We start from the raw sequence: 17910 nt of genomic DNA, 5'->3' as shown, positions 1-17910 counted from the left end.
TCAACGTTAGCCTTTACATCCGGCATCGTTTTTAACGGTGGTTTAATGCAGTTACATACTTGTATGTGCTGTTGCATGGCCTAAAATAAAAATCTTCCTTTTTGTTATTCAATCCGGAAGGCCCCAGCTCTGGGGTACGTCAGCAATGTTATACTCATTTTAAACCTTAAATCACAAAAACATGTCAACCTCACATAAATTTGAAACTTTACAAGTCCACGCAGGACAGGAAATCGATCCATCAACAGGCTCACGCGCAGTACCCATCTATCAAACTACTTCGTACGGATTTAAAAATTCTGAACATGGCGCCAATCTTTTTGCTTTAAAAGAATTTGGCAACATCTACACCAGGATCATGAACCCAACAACAGATGTTTTTGAAAAACGGGTAGCGGCACTTGAAGGTGGTGTGGCAGCTGTGGCAGTAGCCTCAGGACAAGCTGCTCAGTTTATTGCACTAAACAACATTCTGGAAGCGGGAGATAATTTTGTATCCTCAACGCACCTGTATGGTGGTAGCTACAACCAGTTTAAAGTTGCGTTTAAGCGCCTGGGCATAACGGTTAAATTTGCCAATGGCGATGATCCAAACGATTTTGAAGCTAAAATAGATGCCAAAACCAAGGCTATTTATGTAGAAAGCATAGGAAACCCATCTTTTAGCATTCCTGATTTTGAAAGGCTTTCTTCTATTGCCCAAAAACATGATTTACCCCTCATTGTAGACAATACCTTTGGTGCCGCAGGATACCTGTTTAAACCATTAGAGCATGGTGCGCATGTTGTGGTGCAATCTGCCACCAAATGGATAGGCGGCCATGGTACCAGTGTTGGTGGCGTGATTGTAGACGGCGGGAATTACAATTGGGGAAACGGTAAGTTCTCACAATTTACCGCTCCTTCTGAAGGTTATCACGGATTGGTTTTTAACGATGTATTTGGTATTGGCGGCCCATTTGGCAACATTCAGTTTGCCATCCGCGCAAGGGTTGAAGGCCTAAGGGATTTTGGTCCGGCACTGGCGCCTTTCAATTCCTTTTTATTGATCCAGGGATTGGAAACACTTTCTTTACGGGTACAACGCCATGTAGATAACGCGCTGGCCCTGGCAACCTGGCTGCAACAGCATCCGGCGGTTAAACAAGTAAACTACCCGGGACTGGAAAGCAGTCCTTACCATACACTAGCTAAAAAATATTTACAAAACGGCTTTGGCGCGGTGCTTTCTTTTGAACTTAAAGGAGATAAGGAAACTGCTACCAAATTGGTAGACAGCCTTGAACTGGTAAGCCATCTGGCCAATGTGGGTGATGCAAAAACGCTGATCATCCAGCCTTCTGCCACTACACATCAGCAATTGAGCGATGAAGAACAGCTTGCGGCAGGGATTTCTCCTCAATTACTAAGGGTATCTGTAGGGATTGAACATATTGACGACATCAAGGCCGATTTTGAACAAGCCATCAACAAAAGCACTAAGCAAATTTAGCTTGCCCATAATGAGCACGATACACACATACAATTATACCAGGCAGTTTAAACTGGAAAACGGGAAGAAGCTAAAGGGAATTGAGATTGCTTACCATACGTATGGAAAATTAAACGCCAATAAAGACAATGTGATCTGGGCATGTCATGCTTTAACAGCAAACTCAGATGTATTGGACTGGTGGAAAGGACTTTTTGGAAGCAATGCTTTATTTAATCCTGAAGAACATTTTATTGTATGTGCAAATGTACTGGGTTCTAATTATGGCAGCACCAATCCACTGAGCATAAATCCGGTAACGGGTTTACCCTACTACCTTGCTTTTCCTGAACTTACCATCAGAGATTTTGTGCAGGCGCACCAATTGCTGGCCGCACACCTTGCTATTGATACCATTAAGGTACTGATTGGGGGTTCTCTGGGCGGACAGCAAGCACTGGAATGGTCAATTATGGAGCAAAACAGAATTAAAAACCTGATTCTCGTAGCCTCTAATGCGCTACACTCGCCCTGGGGAATTGCTTTTAATGAAAGTCAGCGACTGGCCATTAGCACAGACAGGACTTTTTACGCGCAGAAACCAGATGGAGGACTAAAAGGATTAAAAGTGGCCAGAAGTATTGCCTTACTCTCTTACCGTACTTATGATGCTTATGCTGCTACGCAGCTGGAAAGCGTAAATGATAAAACAAGCGGCTTTAGGGCGGCATCTTATCAAAACTATCAGGGAGAAAAGCTCTGCAACAGGTTTAATGCCTACAGCTATTGGTACCTGAGCAAAGCCATGGATAGTCATAATGTGGGTCGTGGCAGGAAAAGTGTGGTAGATGCCCTTGCCAGCGTAAAATCCAACACATTGGTTATTGGCATTGAGAACGACGTTCTTTTTCCCATTACGGAACAAAAATTTATGAGCGATCATATTAAAGATGCAGAATTTGCAGCCGTAGCCTCGGCTTTTGGACATGATGGCTTTTTAATTGAAACTGGTGTATTAACCAACATCATCAGCAATTTTTTAAAAAACAGTACAAGTAAGAAAATTATCAAATTACATAAAATAGCATAAATGAGCAAGACACTCAAAATCGGGTTATTCGGGTTTGGCGTAGTGGGCCAGGGATTACATGACATCATCCGTGGACAGGAACTTAACCTGGAAATCATCAAAATCGCGATCAAAAATCCGGACAAAAAAAGAAGCCTTAATTCTAAATTATTTACGGCAAATCATGATGAGATCCTGGATAATCCGGAAATTAATACCATAGTAGAATTAATTGATGATGCAGACGCTGCATTTGCCATCACTAAAAAAGCATTGATAAATGGCAAAAACGTAGTCTCTGCAAATAAAAAAATGATTGCAAATCATTTGGCAGAATTGGTAGAATTGCAGGCTAAACATGGTACTTCTTTATTATATGAAGGTGCTGTTTGCGGCAGTATCCCAATTATCAGAAACCTGGAAGAATATTACGACAATGAGTTGCTGCATGGCATCAGCGGAATTTTTAACGGTTCTTCAAATTACATCCTCTCTAAAATCTTTAATGAAGATATGCCCTATGACCAGGCCTTGAAACAAGCTCAGGACTTAGGCTTTGCAGAGACAGATCCGATTATGGATGTTGGTGGTTATGATCCTAAATTTAAACTGGCCATTGCTACTGCTCATGCTTATGGGTTGTTCATCAATCCGGATAAAATTTTAAATGTAGGGATCCAAAACCTCTCTGACAATGACATTCAGTACGCCCGAGAAAAGAACTTTAAAATTAAACTGGTACCCACAGCACGTAAAATCAGCACTAAACAGGTGGTAACCTATGTACTGCCTAAGTTTGTAAAAGCAGATGACTTCTTGTACAACGTAGAGAATGAGTACAACGGCGTAACGGTACAGGCTGCTTTTGCAGATAAACAGTTCTTTTTTGGTAAAGGTGCGGGCGGGCACCCTACTGGTGCGGCGGTTTTATCAGACATTGCTGCGTTGCGCTACGATTACCGCTACGAATATAAAAAATACCACCAGCACAATGGCTTAGTGCATACGGACAATGTAAACATAGAGGTTTACTTGCGTTATGTACACGAATATACGCTGGATAAGCTCAAAGTAGAAAACATTGTAGAGCGCTTTTCGCGCAACGATTACAAATATGTAATTGGCAATGTAAACTTAAAAACCCTATTGGCCAATAAGGAATTGCTGACCAATAAAGATGTGTTTATTGCCCATACAGGCAAATACACCTACACAGAAGACCAAATTAAAGCGATTGCAGACGAAGGTCTGGAACTGGCTCAATAATATTCTGAATTTAACAGGTCCTGCTTAGCGCAGGACTTGTTAAATTTCTCTGTTGATATCCCAATTTTCCAGGTAATCTCCTACCCTTTTTACAAAGGTGCCTCCTAAGGCGCCATTTACAACTCTATGGTCATAAGATAGGGAAAGGAACATCATGTGCCTGATGGCAATTACATCTCCGTATTCGGTTTCTATTACAGCGGGTTTCTTTTTAATGGTACCTATGGCTAAAATGGCCACTTGCGGCTGATTGATGATCGGCGTACCCATCACATTCCCGAACGAGCCGATGTTGGTGAGCGTAAAGGTACCGTTTTGCGTTTCGTCTGGCTTAAGCTTTGAAGCCCTGGAACGCGCAGCAAGGTCATTTACAGCTTTGGTTAAACCCACAAGGTTCAACTGATCTGCATTTTTAATGACCGGAACTATTAAATTTCCATTTGGCAAAGCAGCAGCCATACCAATATTAATGTCTTTTTTCTTGATGATCTGTGTACCGTTAACGGATATGTTAATCATCGGGAAATCTTTAATTGCTTTTGTTACCGCCTCAATAAAAATAGGCGTGAAAGTAATTTTCTCATTTTCCCTTTTCTCAAAGTTTTTCTTTACTTTTTCTCTCCACAGTACCAGGTTGGTAACATCTGCTTCTACAAAAGAAGTAACATGTGCAGAAGTGTGTTTGCTCATCACCATATGGTCTGCAATGAGCTTGCCCATCCTGTCCATTTCAATGATCTCGTCTGTACCACTTAAGCTGGCCGTTACAGGAAGGGGCTGTTGCACCGGTGCCGATTGAACCGCTGAAGGTATTGGCTGTGGTTCTGGTGGCGGAGGAGTAATTGTAATTTCTACAGCTCCATTCATCCCATTTTTACTGCTAATATAAGCCAAAAGATCATCCTTGGTTAATCTACCTTCTGCACCGCTTCCCTGAAGTGTATCCAGCTCTGTAAAAGAAATACCCTCCTGGATAGCAATACTTTTAACCAAAGGAGAATAAAAGCGACCAGAAGCCTCAGCATTGCTTTCTTGTGAAACTACAACCGGATTTAAAAGTTCTGAACCAGGAATAGACGCTACATTAGGCTCTGGATCTTCCAGCAGGGGTTCTGCATCACTGTTTTGCGATACTGGTGTTTCGGCAATCGGCTCATCCGTTTCTATAATGGCAATCACCGCACCCACCTGAACAACCTCATCGGCAGCAAAAAGGTGCTTGACCAGCTTTCCTGTTACTGGCGAAGGTACATCCGAATCCACTTTATCTGTTGCAATTTCCAACAAGATGTCATCCAGCTGTATCAGATCACCTGGTTGTTTTAACCATTTGATGACCGTTGCCTCGGCAACACTCTCTCCCATTTTAGGTAACAGTAATTCGTATTGAGCCATTTTAAGTTACAGTAATATGTGAATTTGTATCTGCTGCAAAAGTAAGCCTTTTTGCAGAATTTTGGTACATAACCGGCTATAGTTCATAAGCTACACAATAACAGCAGCTTGGCCTTGTTTATGCAGTTCCTGCAGCAACATACCCAGGGCAGAAATTGCCGCACGCTCTATATTTTGGACCCTTTTGTTGCCAAGCTTAAATAATTTGGTATGCACTACCCCCCGGATGGCTACCGCAATCCAAACGGTACCCACTGGCTTTTCTGCTGTGCCACCATCGGGACCAGCAACCCCGCTTACGGCAATGGAGCAATCTGTTTTAAACTGTGTTAAGGCACCCAATGCCATTTCAGCTACCGTCTGTTCGCTTACCGCACCATAGTTGAGCAAGGTTTCTTCTTGTACCGCTAATACAGATTTTTTCAGTTCATTGGCATAGGTAACGGCCCCGCCTGCATAAACAGCAGAACATCCGGGATGCTGCGTAATTAAATGGGCAATGTAACCACCTGTACAACTTTCTGCGGTAGATAAGGTAAGCTTAGCAGCCTTCATGTAGTCTAACAGGGCCTTTTCAATGGCAATATCTTCTTCTGCCACCACATATTGCTTTACTTTTTGTACAATCAGGTTTGCCTGCTCATCTACTTCTGCTTTTAGTAAGGCTTCATCGGTACCAGAAGCACTTAGCCTTAAACGGACTTGCCCCAAACGGGGAAGGTAAGCCAGCTTAATATGAGCCGGCAATGCAGATTCCAATTCTTCAATTTCTGCAGCCAAAAAGGATTCGCCGATGCCGGCGGTCAATAATGTTTTATGGTAAATAAATGGAAGGTCGAAGGTCTTTTTTAGCCGGGGCAGTATTTCATCATCCATCAGGTACATCATTTCAAAAGGTACCCCTGGCATTGAGACAAAAATACGCTCGTTCTGATTAAACCACATACAGGGTGCGGTTCCGTTTTTATTTTGAATAACGATACAGCCATCAGGAACGTCGGCCTGCATTTTGTTCATTTCTATCATGGGCCGGTTAGAGCGCGCAAAAATCTGTTCTACATGCCTCAGCGTTTCCTCATCTCTGCGAAAACCCATGTTAAAATATTTGGCCAAAGTAACTTTAGTAATGTCATCTTTGGTTGGCCCCAGTCCCCCGGTAATTAAAATGATTTGCGCCCTTTTTTCTGCCTGCTGTAAAGCTTCTACAATATGGCTGGCATCATCAGAAACCGAAGTAATCTGTTTAACCTGGATACCTGCAAGGTTGAGCTGTCTGGCCATCCAGGCAGAATTGGTATCTACAATCTGACCAATCAGGATTTCATCGCCTATGGTAATAATTTCTGCTAACATAAAATTGCAATTAGTATCGTGTGTAGAAAGCCTGTTGCTTGCTCAGCTTTAAATCTTGTAAAATAGACGCTTTAACCTTTAGCGTTACAGAATAACTTTTGTAGGTTCCAAAAGGTACCCAGTTAAAACTCATGTCCCAGCAATGCAAATCTCTGTAAATAGAGATATTGGTCATGGACACAGATTTAGTTTTAATGTCGTACCCAGAGTTAAACTGGATTTTCCAGTTTGGTGTGGCATTAAAATCACCGTTAAAGGTCACAGTATTACTGGTTGTAGCATTTAAGCCTGTATCGTCTGTACGGTACTGGAAACTGTACGCAAAAGAGAAATTCCATGGAATGTTAAAATCAACAAAAGCATTAGGATCACGGCTAATGGCATTCAGTTGCTGTTGCTGTTCTGGCGTAATGCCCGTTCTTGTCGCCTCATCTTTCAGCTTATCACCGTTCTGGTTTCTTCTTTTTAAAGCCTCCGGGTTTAAACTGTAGTCAAAAGAGAACCCAAAGCTGGTTAAACGCGGCAGTTTACCAAGTTTAAAAGTATATACATCAATAACCTGCTTGGTTTGAAAACCATTAATGGTGGTATCGCCAACCGCATAAGGGTTTAAGGTACCGTTGAAATTGATGCCCAGCTTATCTGTAAACTGCGAGCGACCGCTAAAACCAATATTGGAAAGTTTATATTTTGGAGACAAGAAGTTATAAGAGCCACTAAAATTTAAGCCTTGAAGAATCGGGATTTTCTTGGTTCCAGACCCTGTGGTATCTTTGGAAGAAAGCACCTTTAATTCTACCGTATTGTCCAGACTAAAGTTTATGCTTGCACTTTCTCCCTCGCCCGGCCCTGAATATGGAGAGCCCTGAAAAATAGAGTATTTTTTTTGTCTGCCGTAGGTTGGATCAAATACTTCGGTACCATCCTGGTAGGTTAGGTTTTGATAGTAACCATACTTGGTTTGTGAAAAATCCGGACGGTAGCTAAAACCAACACTAGGGGTCATTACATGTCTGGCTGCTTGTATTTTACCTGTATTTTTAAACTGTAAAGTGTTGTATATTTTGGTAGAAACACTTCCCGAAATGTTATATTCTCCGGATCTTTTAAAGCCCGGAATGGTGTCGTATGCTATGGAATCTGTCCTGTTTAGCCTTTTTAAAGCAGTTTGTCTCAGGGTTTGAAAATGCCATTGTTCTGTATATGGCGCACTTAAACTAAAATTAAAATATTTAGCCAGTGTAAAAGGCAATGACATGGTAACATTATGCGTTACCCCATTTTGAAAGCGCTTTAATGCATTTTTATCAAATAAAAGATCTTCTGTAGTGCTTACCGTATTACTGGCGGCAAGGTTATAGCCCAGGTTAAATTTTTGAAACCACTTCTGCTCGCCCACCCTGTCTTTAGAATCAAAAGGGTTGATACTCGTCATACTTAAGTTAACGTTTGGCAAGGTTAACGAGACTGTTTTAGAGGCCGTTTCCTGGCTATGGTTGGCAGAAACGGTCAGGTTAAATATGCCCGCAGTTTTGGAATAACTGATACTGGACGATAAACTGTTTGCCGAAATTGCCCTTGGATCATACGTACTACCACCGGCAGTATTCAGGTTATAACTGGATGTTCCGGCATTTACGCTGGCACTAAAGGTACTTCCCGGATTGGCATTGGCATTCTGGCTGTGTGTCCAGTTGACGTGAAAATCTTTCCTTGGTTCATATTCCGGCGTACCTTCCAAACCAAAACGCATGCTGGAATAGGCAAAATTAAGGTTACCGGTGTACTTGTAGCGCTTGGTGTAATTGGAAGAAAGCGTAGCATCGTAAGAACCCCTGGTGTAAATGGTTCCTAAAATTTTGGCATCTACATAGTCGTTTATCCCCATGTAATACCCTCCATTTTGTAAAAAGAAGCCCCTGGTGGCATCTTCACCCGGCGTGGGCAGGATAAAGCCCGACGTTTTTTTATTGGGCTTAGGGAAGATGGCAAAAGGTAAGCCCAATGGAATAGGGATATCTTCTATTTCAAAATAGACCGGACCGGTAATGATCTGTTTCTCGGCCACAATACCTTTGGTAATGAAAATACCGAAATGCGGATGGGGCAAATTACAGGTACTGTAAATCATGTTTTTAACATGAATTTCATCATCAGGCTGCTTCTTGCTTTGTCCGCCGGAAAAGAACCCGCCCTCCTGTTCGGTAAAGGTGTTATAAACGTTTCCCTTGCCGGTTTTGGTGTTATAAGAAAGGGAATCGGCTACAGAAGAGCCTTCCGCACCCATTTTAAAAATAGGTTTTCCGGAATATCGCCCTTTTTGATCTTTTAATCCGCTGGCAAAAATGGTGTTGTTCTTCGAGTTGTACCTGATAAAATCAGCATCCAGCTCAAAAGTATTGTAAATTACCCTGGCCTTACCGTATAAATATACTGTACCACTTTTATAATCATGAATGGTAGAATCTACGGCAGAATACTCTACCTTCGCATCAAGACCACTTTGGCCTTTTGGATTGGCTTTCAGGGAATCAATTTTACCGGCTTTTGTAGTATCCTTTTTAGAGGTGTCCTGCTGTTGCGGAACCTGAAAGGCATAGACCGAATTACCGACTGTTGTCAATAAAAGAAAAGAAGTAATTAAAATGATAGCCTGTAAAAGTTTCAAATTCGTGTGCTGAATGTTATTTTTGCAGTATTGTATAACAAAAACGTTCAAAATTAATGAAAAATATACCATTGGGCAGACCAAATCTTATTTTGATTGTGATTATTTCTATAGCTGTTGCGCTAACAACTGTAAATCAGTCTTTTGCACAGGATTATAAAATAAAAACGATTGTTTTAGATGCTGGTCACGGGGGGAAGGATGGTCACACACAGGGCTTATATTCAACTGAAAAAGATGTGGCTTTAAAAACGGTTTTGCGACTTGGAAAAGCAATAGAGACCAGCTTACCAGATGTGAAGGTAGTATATACCCGCACAGAGGATGTTTTTGTGCCCCTGTACGACCGGATAGGTCTTGCAAATCAGGTAAAAGCGGATCTTTTTATTTCCGTTCATTGCAACGACATGCCACTGGAACGCTCCAGTACCATCACCGGCTATAAAAAAGGAAAAGGAGGAAAAAAAATCCCAATCTATAAATCTGTTTACCGCAAAAGTACCTCAACACATGGCGTAGAAACCTTTGTTTCTGGTATGGGCAGGATGAACGAACAGGATGCAGTTATCAACAGGGAAAACGCCGCTATTTTTCTGGAAGAGAACTACAAAGAAAACTATGAAGGTTTTGACCCTTCCAACCCCGAAAACTCCATTATCCTTTCTTTAATGAAAAACACCTTCCGCTCACAGAGCTTAAAACTGGCACGGATGGTGCAGGATCAGTATGTGAGTAAAGGCAGGTTAAACCGCGGTGTACAGGAAAAAAGCCTTGCGGTACTGGCCAGGGCCGGAATGCCAGCCATATTAACTGAAATTGGGTTTATCAGTAATCCCGAAGAGGAAGATTACCTGAATTCAGAATCCGGACAAATTGAAGTAACGGAATGTATTTTAAATGCCATTAGGAATTACAAGCAAAGTATTGAGGGAAGAATCTAAAATGAAGTTTAAATTCACATTAAAGAAAAGTTTAATTCTGCTATCACTGTTATGCAGTGCCATCTCACCAGTCCTTGCTCAAGGCTACAAAGTTAAAACCATTGTGATTGATGCCGGCCACGGTGGCAAAAAACCTGGTGCAGCGGGAAGTTTTTCGTACGAAAAAAATGTAGCCTTACAGGTAGCCTTAAAACTGGGCAAGAAGTTTGAAAAAGACATGGAAGATGTAAAAATCATCCTGACCAGAAAAACAGATGTAGATGTTGATTTCTATAAAAGGGCAGAAATTGCGAACGACGCTAAAGCTGATCTTTTTATTTCTATACATTGTAACTCTATGCCCGACATCCGTAAAATTACCGGATATAGCTACAGCAAAGGCAAAAAGGTGGCCAAGTACAGCTATGTAAAAAACACGACAACCAGTGGTACAGAGACCTTTGTAGCAGGAAGTCACCGTTTAAATGAACAGAACGTGGCCATCAGGGAAAATGCCGATATCAAGCTTGAAAAAAACTACAAGCAAAATTATGATGGCTATGACCCCAACGATCCGCAAACATTTATATTGTTATCTTTGTTTAAGAATACATTTAGAGATAAAAGCTTAAAACTGGCTAACCTATTTCAGCGTAATTACAGAAACGAGAACAATAGAGTAGATAGAGGTGTTAAGGAACAGGGAATTTTAATATTGCAAAGGTGTGGTATGCCTGCAGTACTTACGGAAATAGGATTTATCAGTAATCCGGCCGAAGAAAAATACCTGAACTCTGACGATGGGCAGGATGAAATAGTTTCTGCTATTTTTAATGCGGTGAAGACTTACAGAAAAGAAACTGAAATAAATTAGTACATTTAGATAAATGAAGATAGCGAACGAAACCAAAGTAGGCATATTAGCAGCCTTTTCCATTGCCCTATTGATTATAGGATACAATTTTTTGAAAGGCAATGCCATATTCTCCAGTGAAACAGTACTATATGCCCGGTATTCGCACGTTGATGGTTTAGCTGTCTCTAAACCTGTATTAATTAACGGTTTTCAGATTGGAAGGGTAGATAAACTCCAGCTGCAGCCAGACGGAACTATTTTAGCCACCTTAAAAATTAAAGGCAAATATGAAATTCCAAAAAGCAGCATTGCCCGCCTGGAAAGCACAGACCTTTTGGGCAGCAAGGCCATAGTGATGAATTTAGGCACAGGTAATGATTTTGCGCAGGATGGCGACACCTTAAATGCGAATGTAGAGAAAAACCTGATGGAGGCTGTACAGCCAGTACAGAAAAAAGCAGAGGCCATTATTGGTAAAATGGACTCTATCCTGAGTAGTGTAAACACCATTTTAAATCCAGATTTCCAGAAAAACGTAAACAAGAGCTTTACCAGCATTGCGGCTACGTTGAATTCACTGGAAGGTACTTCTAAAAAAGTAGATGGTTTGGTAGGCACAGAAGGCAAAAGAATTTCTGCTATCCTGGCAAATGCGGAAGCCATTTCGGCCAATTTAAGAAACAACAATGAAAAGATCAGCGCTATCTTAACCCATATTCATACGGTAACGGATCAGGTTGCTGCCGCAAACTTTAAACAGACCATAGAAAATGCCAATAAGGCTGTGAGCGATCTGCAGGGTATAGTAACTAAAGTAAACAACGGTCAGGGTACTTTGGGCTTGCTGGTTAACGATACAAAGATGTATGACAACCTGAACAATGCTTCTAAAAACCTGGACAACCTGATCATTGATTTAAAAGAAAACCCTAAACGTTATGTGCACTTCTCTGTATTTGGCGGCGGAGGTAAAAAAGACAACTAGTCTTTCATGACTTTACAAGACAAGATATAAAAAAGCCCCTATTGGGGCTTTTTTTATATCTTGTAAGTAATACCTTCAACAGCAAGCTGCGTATGCTCAAAGACAGACTTCGCCTCATCAAGCAAAGGCTGCAGCACCTTGTAGCGCGACGAAAAATGTCCAATGATCAACTGACCTACATTTGCAGCTTTAGCCACCTCTCCTGCCTGTAAAGCCGTACTATGGTGTGTTTGCAACGCTCGGTCCAATAAGTCATGTGTAAACGTGGCTTCGTGATACAGCCCATCGCAATTTTGTATGGCCTTTAAATAACTTCCGTCTGCAAGTGTATCCGAGCAATAGCAATAGGTACGTGGCACAGCAGAATCAGTGGTATAGTCTGCATTCAGAAAAACTTCGCCACTGGGAAGGTTCAAATCCAGGCCACGTTTCAACATCGGATAGTAGGCCACCGGAATCTGATCTGCCTCAATTTTATCTGCAATCAGTTTACGTAAGCGCTTTTTCTGAACAAATTTAAAACCAGTACATGGAATCCTGTGGTTTAATACAATGGTCTCCACGGTAAGGTCGGCATTTTCAAAAATCAGGGCATTTTCATTTGCTTCCGTAAAAACATATTCAATAGGATACCTGACATCTGTTTCAGAATGCAGAAACTGGATTTCTAAAATATCCTTCAATGCCTTTGGCGCAAAAATTTTCAGTGGCTTAATCCGGCCGTTGAGGTGCATGGTAGACAATAGGCCAATCAGCCCAAAATAATGATCGCCATGTAAATGACTGATAAAAATATGGTCTATTTTACTGGCCTTGATCCCCAACCGCATGAGTTGTTGCTGCGCACCTTCCCCGCAATCTATCAAATAGAATTTCTCATTACAGTTTAACAGCTGCGCACTTGGGTTACGGTTATGCACCGGAGTAGCCGAGCTGCTGCCTAAAATAGTAACTTCAAACTTCATTAATTTTCTCTGTCAAAACTACCCAGCAATTCTTTTTCAATCTCATCCATAAAAATAAGGTCCGTAGCTTCTTCTACGTTGCCCACTACATTCAGGTTCTGGTCAAGATTAGAAATTTCCAACAATTGTGCCACACATGGAGTTACACCTGCCACAACGAACAAACCATTTGCTGATTTACAAAGCCTGTCGCCAACCAGCAGACAGCTCAAATCCTGAGAATCGTTGCATTGTTTAACCGCAGATAAATCCAGAACGATATTGCGATAACCTTCTGCATTCAATAAAATAAATTCCGACTTTAATCCCGGCGTATTCTCGTTGGTCAGCTTAGTCTCGTTCAGCTTTAACGCAACGTATTTTTCATGTTTATCTAGTGAAAATTTCATTTTACAATCTGCTTTAATATTAAATCACATTACCAACAAGCAAATTACTCAGCCAGCAAGTTACTCACTTCAGTTACAATATTCTTTTCAATCCTGTTCAATACATCCTGGCTTTCATTTTTAACAAACTTGTCGCCGGTAATTTGCTCATACAACTCTATGTAACGCTCGGCAATAGAAGCTACAATTTCCGGTGTCATTTCCGGAACCTGCTGCCCGTCTTTTCCCTGAAATCCATTATCAATAAGCCATTTACGCACAAACTCTTTCGATAGTTGTTTTTGCGGTTCCTGGTCATTTTGCCTTTGAGCATACCCTTCTGCGTAAAAGTAACGTGAAGAATCAGGGGTATGGATCTCATCAATCAGGAAAATATCGTCGCCAACTTTACCAAACTCATATTTAGTATCCACCAAAATCAAGCCACACTCAGCAGCCATTTCCGTACCACGCTGATACAAGGCTTGCGTAAAGTTTTCAAGTTTTGCGTAATCCTGAAGAGATACAATGCCCTTGGCAAGAATATCTTCCCTTGAAATATCTTCATCATGTCCTACAGCCGCTTTAGTGGTAGGCGTAATAATCGGCTCTGGAAGCTTATCATTTTCTTTTAAACCATCTGGTAAACTTACCCCGCAAACACTGCGTTTTCCTGCGCTATATTCACGCCAGGCATGTCCAGCAAGATATCCTCTAATCACCATTTCAACTTTAAAAGGCTCACAAATGCGACCAATGGTCACCATTTCATCAGGAACAGCAATTACCCAGTTTGGAATGATGTCTTTTGTGGCCTCCAAAAACTTAGCCGCAATCTGGTTCAGTACCTGACCTTTAAATGGAATAGCCTCAGGAAGTACCACATCAAATGCAGAGATCCTATCCGTTACCACCATAGCCATAAAACGGTTATCTATCGTGTACACATCACGTACCTTTCCTTTATAAAAACTACTCTGTTTTGGAAAATTAAAATTGGTTTCTTTTATTGCTTTCATTATAATTTTATTCCTTGCTCTTTATTCCTTGCGCTCTAATCCTTGCTCCTACTGGATATCGCCGTAGGCTTTTAATATTCTTTTTACCAGTTTATGGCGTACCACATCTTCACCGGTAAGGTAAATAATTTCTATTCCGGGTATATCGTCTAAAATCCGAAGTGCATTGTGTAAGCCCGACATTTGTTTCTTAGGCAAATCAATTTGCGTAACATCACCAGTTACAATAAATTTGGCGGATGGCCCCATACGGGTTAAAAACATCTTTAATTGCAAATCAGTAGAGTTTTGTGCCTCATCCAAAATTACAAAACAATTGTCAAGCGTCCTGCCGCGCATAAATGCCAGCGGGGCAATCTCTATCGTCCTGTTTTCCAGGTAAAGTTTTAATTTCTCTGCCGGAATCATGTCATCCAAAGCATCGTACAGCGGACGCAAATACGGATCTACCTTCTCCTTTAAATCGCCGGGCAAAAAGCCAAGGCTCTCCCCTGCTTCTACAGCCGGGCGGGTTAAAATGATCCGTTTAATTTCTTTATTTTTTAAGGCACGTACAGCTAAAGCTACCGCAGTATAAGTTTTACCGGTTCCTGCCGGGCCAATGGCAAATAAAACATCGTTTTTTACAATGCTGTCTACCATCCGGCGCTGGTTTGCCGTCCGGGCTTTAATCATCAGTCCGTTGGTACCAAAAACAATCACCTCTCCCGTACCATGATTTGTTTTCTCTGCTAAAGGTTCTTTTGACTGTTCCGTACTGCTCACAGATAAAATAGTTTCCACCTCACTTGCATTGATTGAACTGTACTGCTCAAGTCGCCCAATCAGCTGGTTAAACTTCAGTTCAAAAGCGGCAAGTTCCTGGTCCCCACCCAGTACCTTCACTTCATTTCCCCTGGCTACTATTTTGAGCTTTGGAAATGCACGTTTAATGATTTCGTAATGCTCATTGTTGGTACCCCAAAATTGAGCCGGATCTACTGATTCTAATGTTAGTTTAAGTTCGTTCAAAATATTGTTTTTTAGATAGAGGTGTATATTTTGATATATTTGTGCGCGATTTGCCGCTTACGCAAGGTTAAGAATAAATATTCAATTTTTAATGGCTATTATCACTTTAACAACAGATTTAGGTTCCAAAGATTTCTATCAGGCTGCCCTTAAGGGCAGTATACTGAGCATCTTGCCTACAGCCAATATTGTTGATATTACACATGAAGTTCCTTCCTTTAATATTTCATATGCCGCCTTTGTACTTAAAAATGCCTACCCTTATTTTCCTAAGGGTACTGTGCACCTGATTGGTATAGATTCTGTATTCAGTGAACACAGCAAATATTTGGCGGTTAAACATCATGACCATTATTTTGTAGGTGCAGACAACGGAATATTCTCTTTACTTTTCCAGGAACAACCAGAAGAAGTAGTAGAATTGAACATTATGCAGGATTTAAAATACCTTCACTTCCCGCTGGTAGATATTTTTGTTAAAGCAGCCGTGCACCTGGCCAAAGGCAGTAAGTTAAAAGACATTGGCGTGCCAACAGCGCATGTAGAAGAACGCATGTTGTTAAATCCCGTAATTGAGCGCGATATGATCCGAGGCAGCGTCATCTATATCGATACTTTTTGCAATGTCATCACTAATATTTCTAAAGAGCTTTTTACCAAAATACAGCGAAACCGGGATTTTACACTTTATTTTAGAAAAAGCGAAACCATTACCCAACTGAGCTGGCATTATAATGAAGTACCCGAAGGCGAAAAACTTTGCCTTTTTGGGATCAGCAACCACCTAGAAATCGCCATCAATAAGGGCAAAGCAAGTGGTTTACTAGGCCTGCACCTCAATGATATTGTACGAATAGAATTTCATTCCTAGCTAAAGGCATGGTGTTTGCTTGTTTCAACAAACAAATGCCAATGAAAAACATCTTAACCCTTATATTTATCGCTTTTACCTTCTGCGCGAACGCGCAAAGTGATACCTCTGCTTATCAAACCCAACGATTAAAAATCAATAGCCTGCTGGCAGAGCGAAGTGCGAAATTTGATCAGTACGAAGCCAGTTTAAACGAAAGAACAGGAATCTTTGGATTTCAAACCAAATCAGACATCAGGCATTCCAATGAAATCCTGAGGGAAATCACTTTAAATGACAACAATATCTTCAAAGAATTGAAGGTGCTGATGGACTACAAAGATTTGCAGACCAAACAAATTGAAAGCAATGTAAGCAACAATGAGGGCAGGCTGCAGAGTTATATGCTGGCCATCAAAAAATTGCAGGAACAAAATCAAACACTGCGCGAAGAAGTTAAGAAAATGGAATCGGCAGAGAATTTTGCCTGGTATGTAGTCATCTTTCTGATCCTCCTGCTGATTGGCATTTCCTTTTTAGGCTACAGAAAACTTAAATACAAATGATATGAATTGGTTTTTCAAACTCCTGATGAAACTGAACAAGGTGGTCCTGCCCAGCTACGCGAAGAAAGACCCCGCTAAACTGAATAATTTTCAGAAAGCGGTACTCGGCTTCCGGTACTGGGTGCTGATGAAGGCATTGAAATAACAAAGGCCGCTAATTGCGGCCTTTGTTATTGTATTTAAAGTTTATTTGTTAAAATGCTCAATAATCAATGAGGCCAGTTCAACGCCTATGCGCTCCTGTGCTTCATTTGTTGCCGCACCGATGTGTGGCGTTAACGAAATCTTTGGATGCTGTAACAGCGCCGCTAATGGCGTTGGTTCGTTATCATAAACATCAAGACCAGCAAAAGAAACTTTTCCGCTGTCAAGGGCATCAATCAGGTCCTGTTCATTGATAATTCCACCACGCGAACAGTTTACAATCCCCACACCTGGTTTCATTTGATCAAATTCAGCAGCAGCCAAAATTGGTCTTTCTGCAAATGGCGTATGCAGGGTAATGAAATCACTGTTACGGATCACTTCTTCTAAACTTACCGTTGCAACAGGGATGTCTACTGAAACACCACCGGCAAAGTCTAAGGTTAAACTTCCGGTATGTGGAAATAAATCATAAGCCAGCACATTCATGCCCAAACGCAAAGCAACCTTCGCCGTTTCACGGCCAATCCGGCCAAAACCTATCACACCTAAAGTTTTGCCTTTTAATTCAATCCCTTTGGCATATGCTTTTTTAAGACTGTTAAATTGCGTATTTCCATCCAGAGGCATCTTTCTGTTGGCATCCTGTAAAAACCTTACGCCGGTAAATAAGTGCGCGAATACCAATTCAGCAACTGATAACGAGGAAGCCGCAGGTGTATTGACAACCGCAATGCCTTTTTCACGGGCATATTCTACGTCAATATTATCCATTCCAACTCCGCCCCTGCCAATTAATTTTAAATTAGGGCAGGCATCAATAACGTCTTTACGTACTTTAGTAGCACTTCTAACAGTTAATCCGTCGTAATTCTGAAGCGCTTCAATTAATTTATCTTGTGGCACAGTTTCGGTATCTACTACAAAACCGGCCTCTTCTAATAATGATTTTCCGATAGGATCAATCCCATCATTTGCAAGTATCCTGATCATTTAAGGTATAA

17 protein-coding genes are annotated in these 17910 nt (G+C 41.3%); 9 read left to right on the top strand and 8 right to left on the bottom strand.

Annotation, left to right across the window (positions count from 1 at the left end):
* The first annotated feature begins 181 nt into the window (after positions 1-181).
* The 3 genes from LPB86_RS15435 to LPB86_RS15425 are packed head-to-tail and all read left to right on the top strand — an operon-like array spanning position 182 to position 3806.
* Complete coding sequence (locus LPB86_RS15435) at positions 182-1492, top strand: O-acetylhomoserine aminocarboxypropyltransferase/cysteine synthase family protein (protein WP_230645556.1); 1311 nt, start codon at positions 182-184, stop codon at positions 1490-1492.
* Between the two features lie 10 nt (positions 1493-1502).
* Positions 1503-2561 carry a homoserine O-acetyltransferase gene (metX, locus tag LPB86_RS15430; protein ID WP_230645554.1) on the top strand — a complete coding sequence of 353 codons (1059 nt, stop codon included), beginning with the start codon at positions 1503-1505 and terminating at the stop codon, positions 2559-2561.
* A complete protein-coding gene (locus LPB86_RS15425) occupies positions 2562-3806 on the top strand; it encodes a homoserine dehydrogenase (RefSeq protein WP_230645552.1) in 1245 nt (414 codons plus the stop codon).
* Between the two features lie 39 nt (positions 3807-3845).
* On the opposite strand, the gene LPB86_RS15420 is transcribed toward LPB86_RS15425, so the two are convergent.
* From LPB86_RS15420 to LPB86_RS15410, 3 genes are all read right to left on the bottom strand, one after another.
* Entirely contained in the window at positions 3846-5201 is a 1356-nt protein-coding gene (locus LPB86_RS15420) for a dihydrolipoamide acetyltransferase family protein (RefSeq protein ID WP_230645550.1), read from the bottom strand.
* A gap of 90 nt (positions 5202-5291) precedes the next feature.
* Positions 5292-6554 (bottom strand): competence/damage-inducible protein A, encoded by a 1263-nt coding sequence (locus tag LPB86_RS15415; protein ID WP_230645548.1) that lies wholly within the window; start codon positions 6552-6554, stop codon positions 5292-5294.
* A 10-nt stretch (positions 6555-6564) separates the two neighbouring features.
* A complete protein-coding gene (locus LPB86_RS15410) occupies positions 6565-9222 on the bottom strand; it encodes a putative LPS assembly protein LptD (RefSeq protein ID WP_230645546.1) in 2658 nt (885 codons plus the stop codon).
* Between the two features lie 56 nt (positions 9223-9278).
* Between LPB86_RS15410 and LPB86_RS15405 the strand changes: the two genes are divergently transcribed.
* The 3 genes from LPB86_RS15405 to LPB86_RS15395 are packed head-to-tail and all read left to right on the top strand — an operon-like array spanning position 9279 to position 11983.
* The gene (locus LPB86_RS15405) at positions 9279-10163 is read left to right on the top strand and encodes an N-acetylmuramoyl-L-alanine amidase (RefSeq protein ID WP_230645544.1); all 885 of its coding nucleotides are present in this window, start codon (positions 9279-9281) and stop codon (positions 10161-10163) included.
* A 1-nt stretch (position 10164) separates the two neighbouring features.
* Positions 10165-11016, top strand: coding sequence for an N-acetylmuramoyl-L-alanine amidase (locus LPB86_RS15400; RefSeq protein WP_230645542.1), 852 nt, complete (start codon positions 10165-10167; stop codon positions 11014-11016).
* A 13-nt stretch (positions 11017-11029) separates the two neighbouring features.
* Positions 11030-11983, top strand: coding sequence for an MlaD family protein (locus tag LPB86_RS15395; protein WP_230645540.1), 954 nt, complete (start codon positions 11030-11032; stop codon positions 11981-11983).
* A gap of 53 nt (positions 11984-12036) precedes the next feature.
* Here LPB86_RS15395 and LPB86_RS15390 read toward each other — a convergent pair whose 3' ends face one another.
* The 4 genes from LPB86_RS15390 to LPB86_RS15375 are packed head-to-tail and all read right to left on the bottom strand — an operon-like array spanning position 12037 to position 15346.
* Positions 12037-12948 carry a ribonuclease Z gene (locus tag LPB86_RS15390; RefSeq protein ID WP_230645538.1) on the bottom strand — a complete coding sequence of 304 codons (912 nt, stop codon included), beginning with the start codon at positions 12946-12948 and terminating at the stop codon, positions 12037-12039.
* Positions 12948-13337, bottom strand: a complete 390-nt coding sequence (locus LPB86_RS15385; protein ID WP_230645536.1) for an STAS domain-containing protein — start codon at positions 13335-13337, stop codon at positions 12948-12950. Before LPB86_RS15385 ends, LPB86_RS15390 begins: the two co-directional genes overlap by 1 nt.
* Positions 13338-13381: 44 nt before the next feature.
* Entirely contained in the window at positions 13382-14335 is a 954-nt protein-coding gene (locus tag LPB86_RS15380) for a phosphoribosylaminoimidazolesuccinocarboxamide synthase (RefSeq protein WP_230645534.1), read from the bottom strand.
* 48 nt (positions 14336-14383) lie between these two features.
* Complete coding sequence (locus tag LPB86_RS15375; protein WP_230645532.1) at positions 14384-15346, bottom strand: PhoH family protein; 963 nt, start codon at positions 15344-15346, stop codon at positions 14384-14386.
* A gap of 91 nt (positions 15347-15437) precedes the next feature.
* Between LPB86_RS15375 and LPB86_RS15370 the strand changes: the two genes are divergently transcribed.
* The 3 genes from LPB86_RS15370 to LPB86_RS15360 are packed head-to-tail and all read left to right on the top strand — an operon-like array spanning position 15438 to position 16907.
* On the top strand, positions 15438-16217 hold the full coding sequence (locus LPB86_RS15370) for an S-adenosyl-l-methionine hydroxide adenosyltransferase family protein (RefSeq protein WP_230645530.1): 780 nt from the start codon (positions 15438-15440) through the stop codon (positions 16215-16217).
* Between the two features lie 41 nt (positions 16218-16258).
* Positions 16259-16762: a hypothetical protein gene (locus LPB86_RS15365; RefSeq protein WP_230645528.1), complete on the top strand. Its 504-nt coding sequence runs from the start codon at positions 16259-16261 to the stop codon at positions 16760-16762.
* Position 16763: 1 nt separating this feature from the next.
* Entirely contained in the window at positions 16764-16907 is a 144-nt protein-coding gene (locus LPB86_RS15360; protein WP_230645526.1) for a hypothetical protein, read from the top strand.
* A gap of 41 nt (positions 16908-16948) precedes the next feature.
* Here the strand turns inward: LPB86_RS15360 and LPB86_RS15355 are convergent, their stop codons facing one another.
* Positions 16949-17899: a D-2-hydroxyacid dehydrogenase gene (locus LPB86_RS15355; protein ID WP_230645524.1), complete on the bottom strand. Its 951-nt coding sequence runs from the start codon at positions 17897-17899 to the stop codon at positions 16949-16951.
* Positions 17900-17910: the final 11 nt, after the last annotated feature.

Source organism: Pedobacter sp. MC2016-14, from assembly GCF_020991475.1.
Lineage (GTDB): Bacteria > Bacteroidota > Bacteroidia > Sphingobacteriales > Sphingobacteriaceae > Pedobacter.
The sequence above is the reverse complement of the archived record's forward strand: the minus strand, read 5'-3'. Positions and strand labels throughout refer to the sequence as shown.

Bases quoted from the DNA above. Each gene is read 5' to 3' on its own strand.
- LPB86_RS15435 (WP_230645556.1), top strand. From the start codon at position 182: ATGTCAACCTCACATAAATTTGAAACTTTACAAGTCCACGCAGGACAG.
- metX (WP_230645554.1), top strand. From the start codon at position 1,503: ATGAGCACGATACACACATACAATTATACCAGGCAGTTTAAACTGGAA.
- LPB86_RS15425 (WP_230645552.1), top strand. From the start codon at position 2,562: ATGAGCAAGACACTCAAAATCGGGTTATTCGGGTTTGGCGTAGTGGGC.
- LPB86_RS15420 (WP_230645550.1), bottom strand. From the start codon at position 5,201: ATGGCTCAATACGAATTACTGTTACCTAAAATGGGAGAGAGTGTTGCC.
- LPB86_RS15415 (WP_230645548.1), bottom strand. From the start codon at position 6,554: ATGTTAGCAGAAATTATTACCATAGGCGATGAAATCCTGATTGGTCAG.
- LPB86_RS15405 (WP_230645544.1), top strand. From the start codon at position 9,279: ATGAAAAATATACCATTGGGCAGACCAAATCTTATTTTGATTGTGATT.
- LPB86_RS15400 (WP_230645542.1), top strand. From the start codon at position 10,165: ATGAAGTTTAAATTCACATTAAAGAAAAGTTTAATTCTGCTATCACTG.
- LPB86_RS15395 (WP_230645540.1), top strand. From the start codon at position 11,030: ATGAAGATAGCGAACGAAACCAAAGTAGGCATATTAGCAGCCTTTTCC.
- LPB86_RS15390 (WP_230645538.1), bottom strand. From the start codon at position 12,948: ATGAAGTTTGAAGTTACTATTTTAGGCAGCAGCTCGGCTACTCCGGTG.
- LPB86_RS15385 (WP_230645536.1), bottom strand. From the start codon at position 13,337: ATGAAATTTTCACTAGATAAACATGAAAAATACGTTGCGTTAAAGCTG.
- LPB86_RS15380 (WP_230645534.1), bottom strand. From the start codon at position 14,335: ATGAAAGCAATAAAAGAAACCAATTTTAATTTTCCAAAACAGAGTAGT.
- LPB86_RS15370 (WP_230645530.1), top strand. From the start codon at position 15,438: ATGGCTATTATCACTTTAACAACAGATTTAGGTTCCAAAGATTTCTAT.
- LPB86_RS15365 (WP_230645528.1), top strand. From the start codon at position 16,259: ATGAAAAACATCTTAACCCTTATATTTATCGCTTTTACCTTCTGCGCG.
- LPB86_RS15360 (WP_230645526.1), top strand. From the start codon at position 16,764: ATGAATTGGTTTTTCAAACTCCTGATGAAACTGAACAAGGTGGTCCTG.
- LPB86_RS15355 (WP_230645524.1), bottom strand. From the start codon at position 17,899: ATGATCAGGATACTTGCAAATGATGGGATTGATCCTATCGGAAAATCA.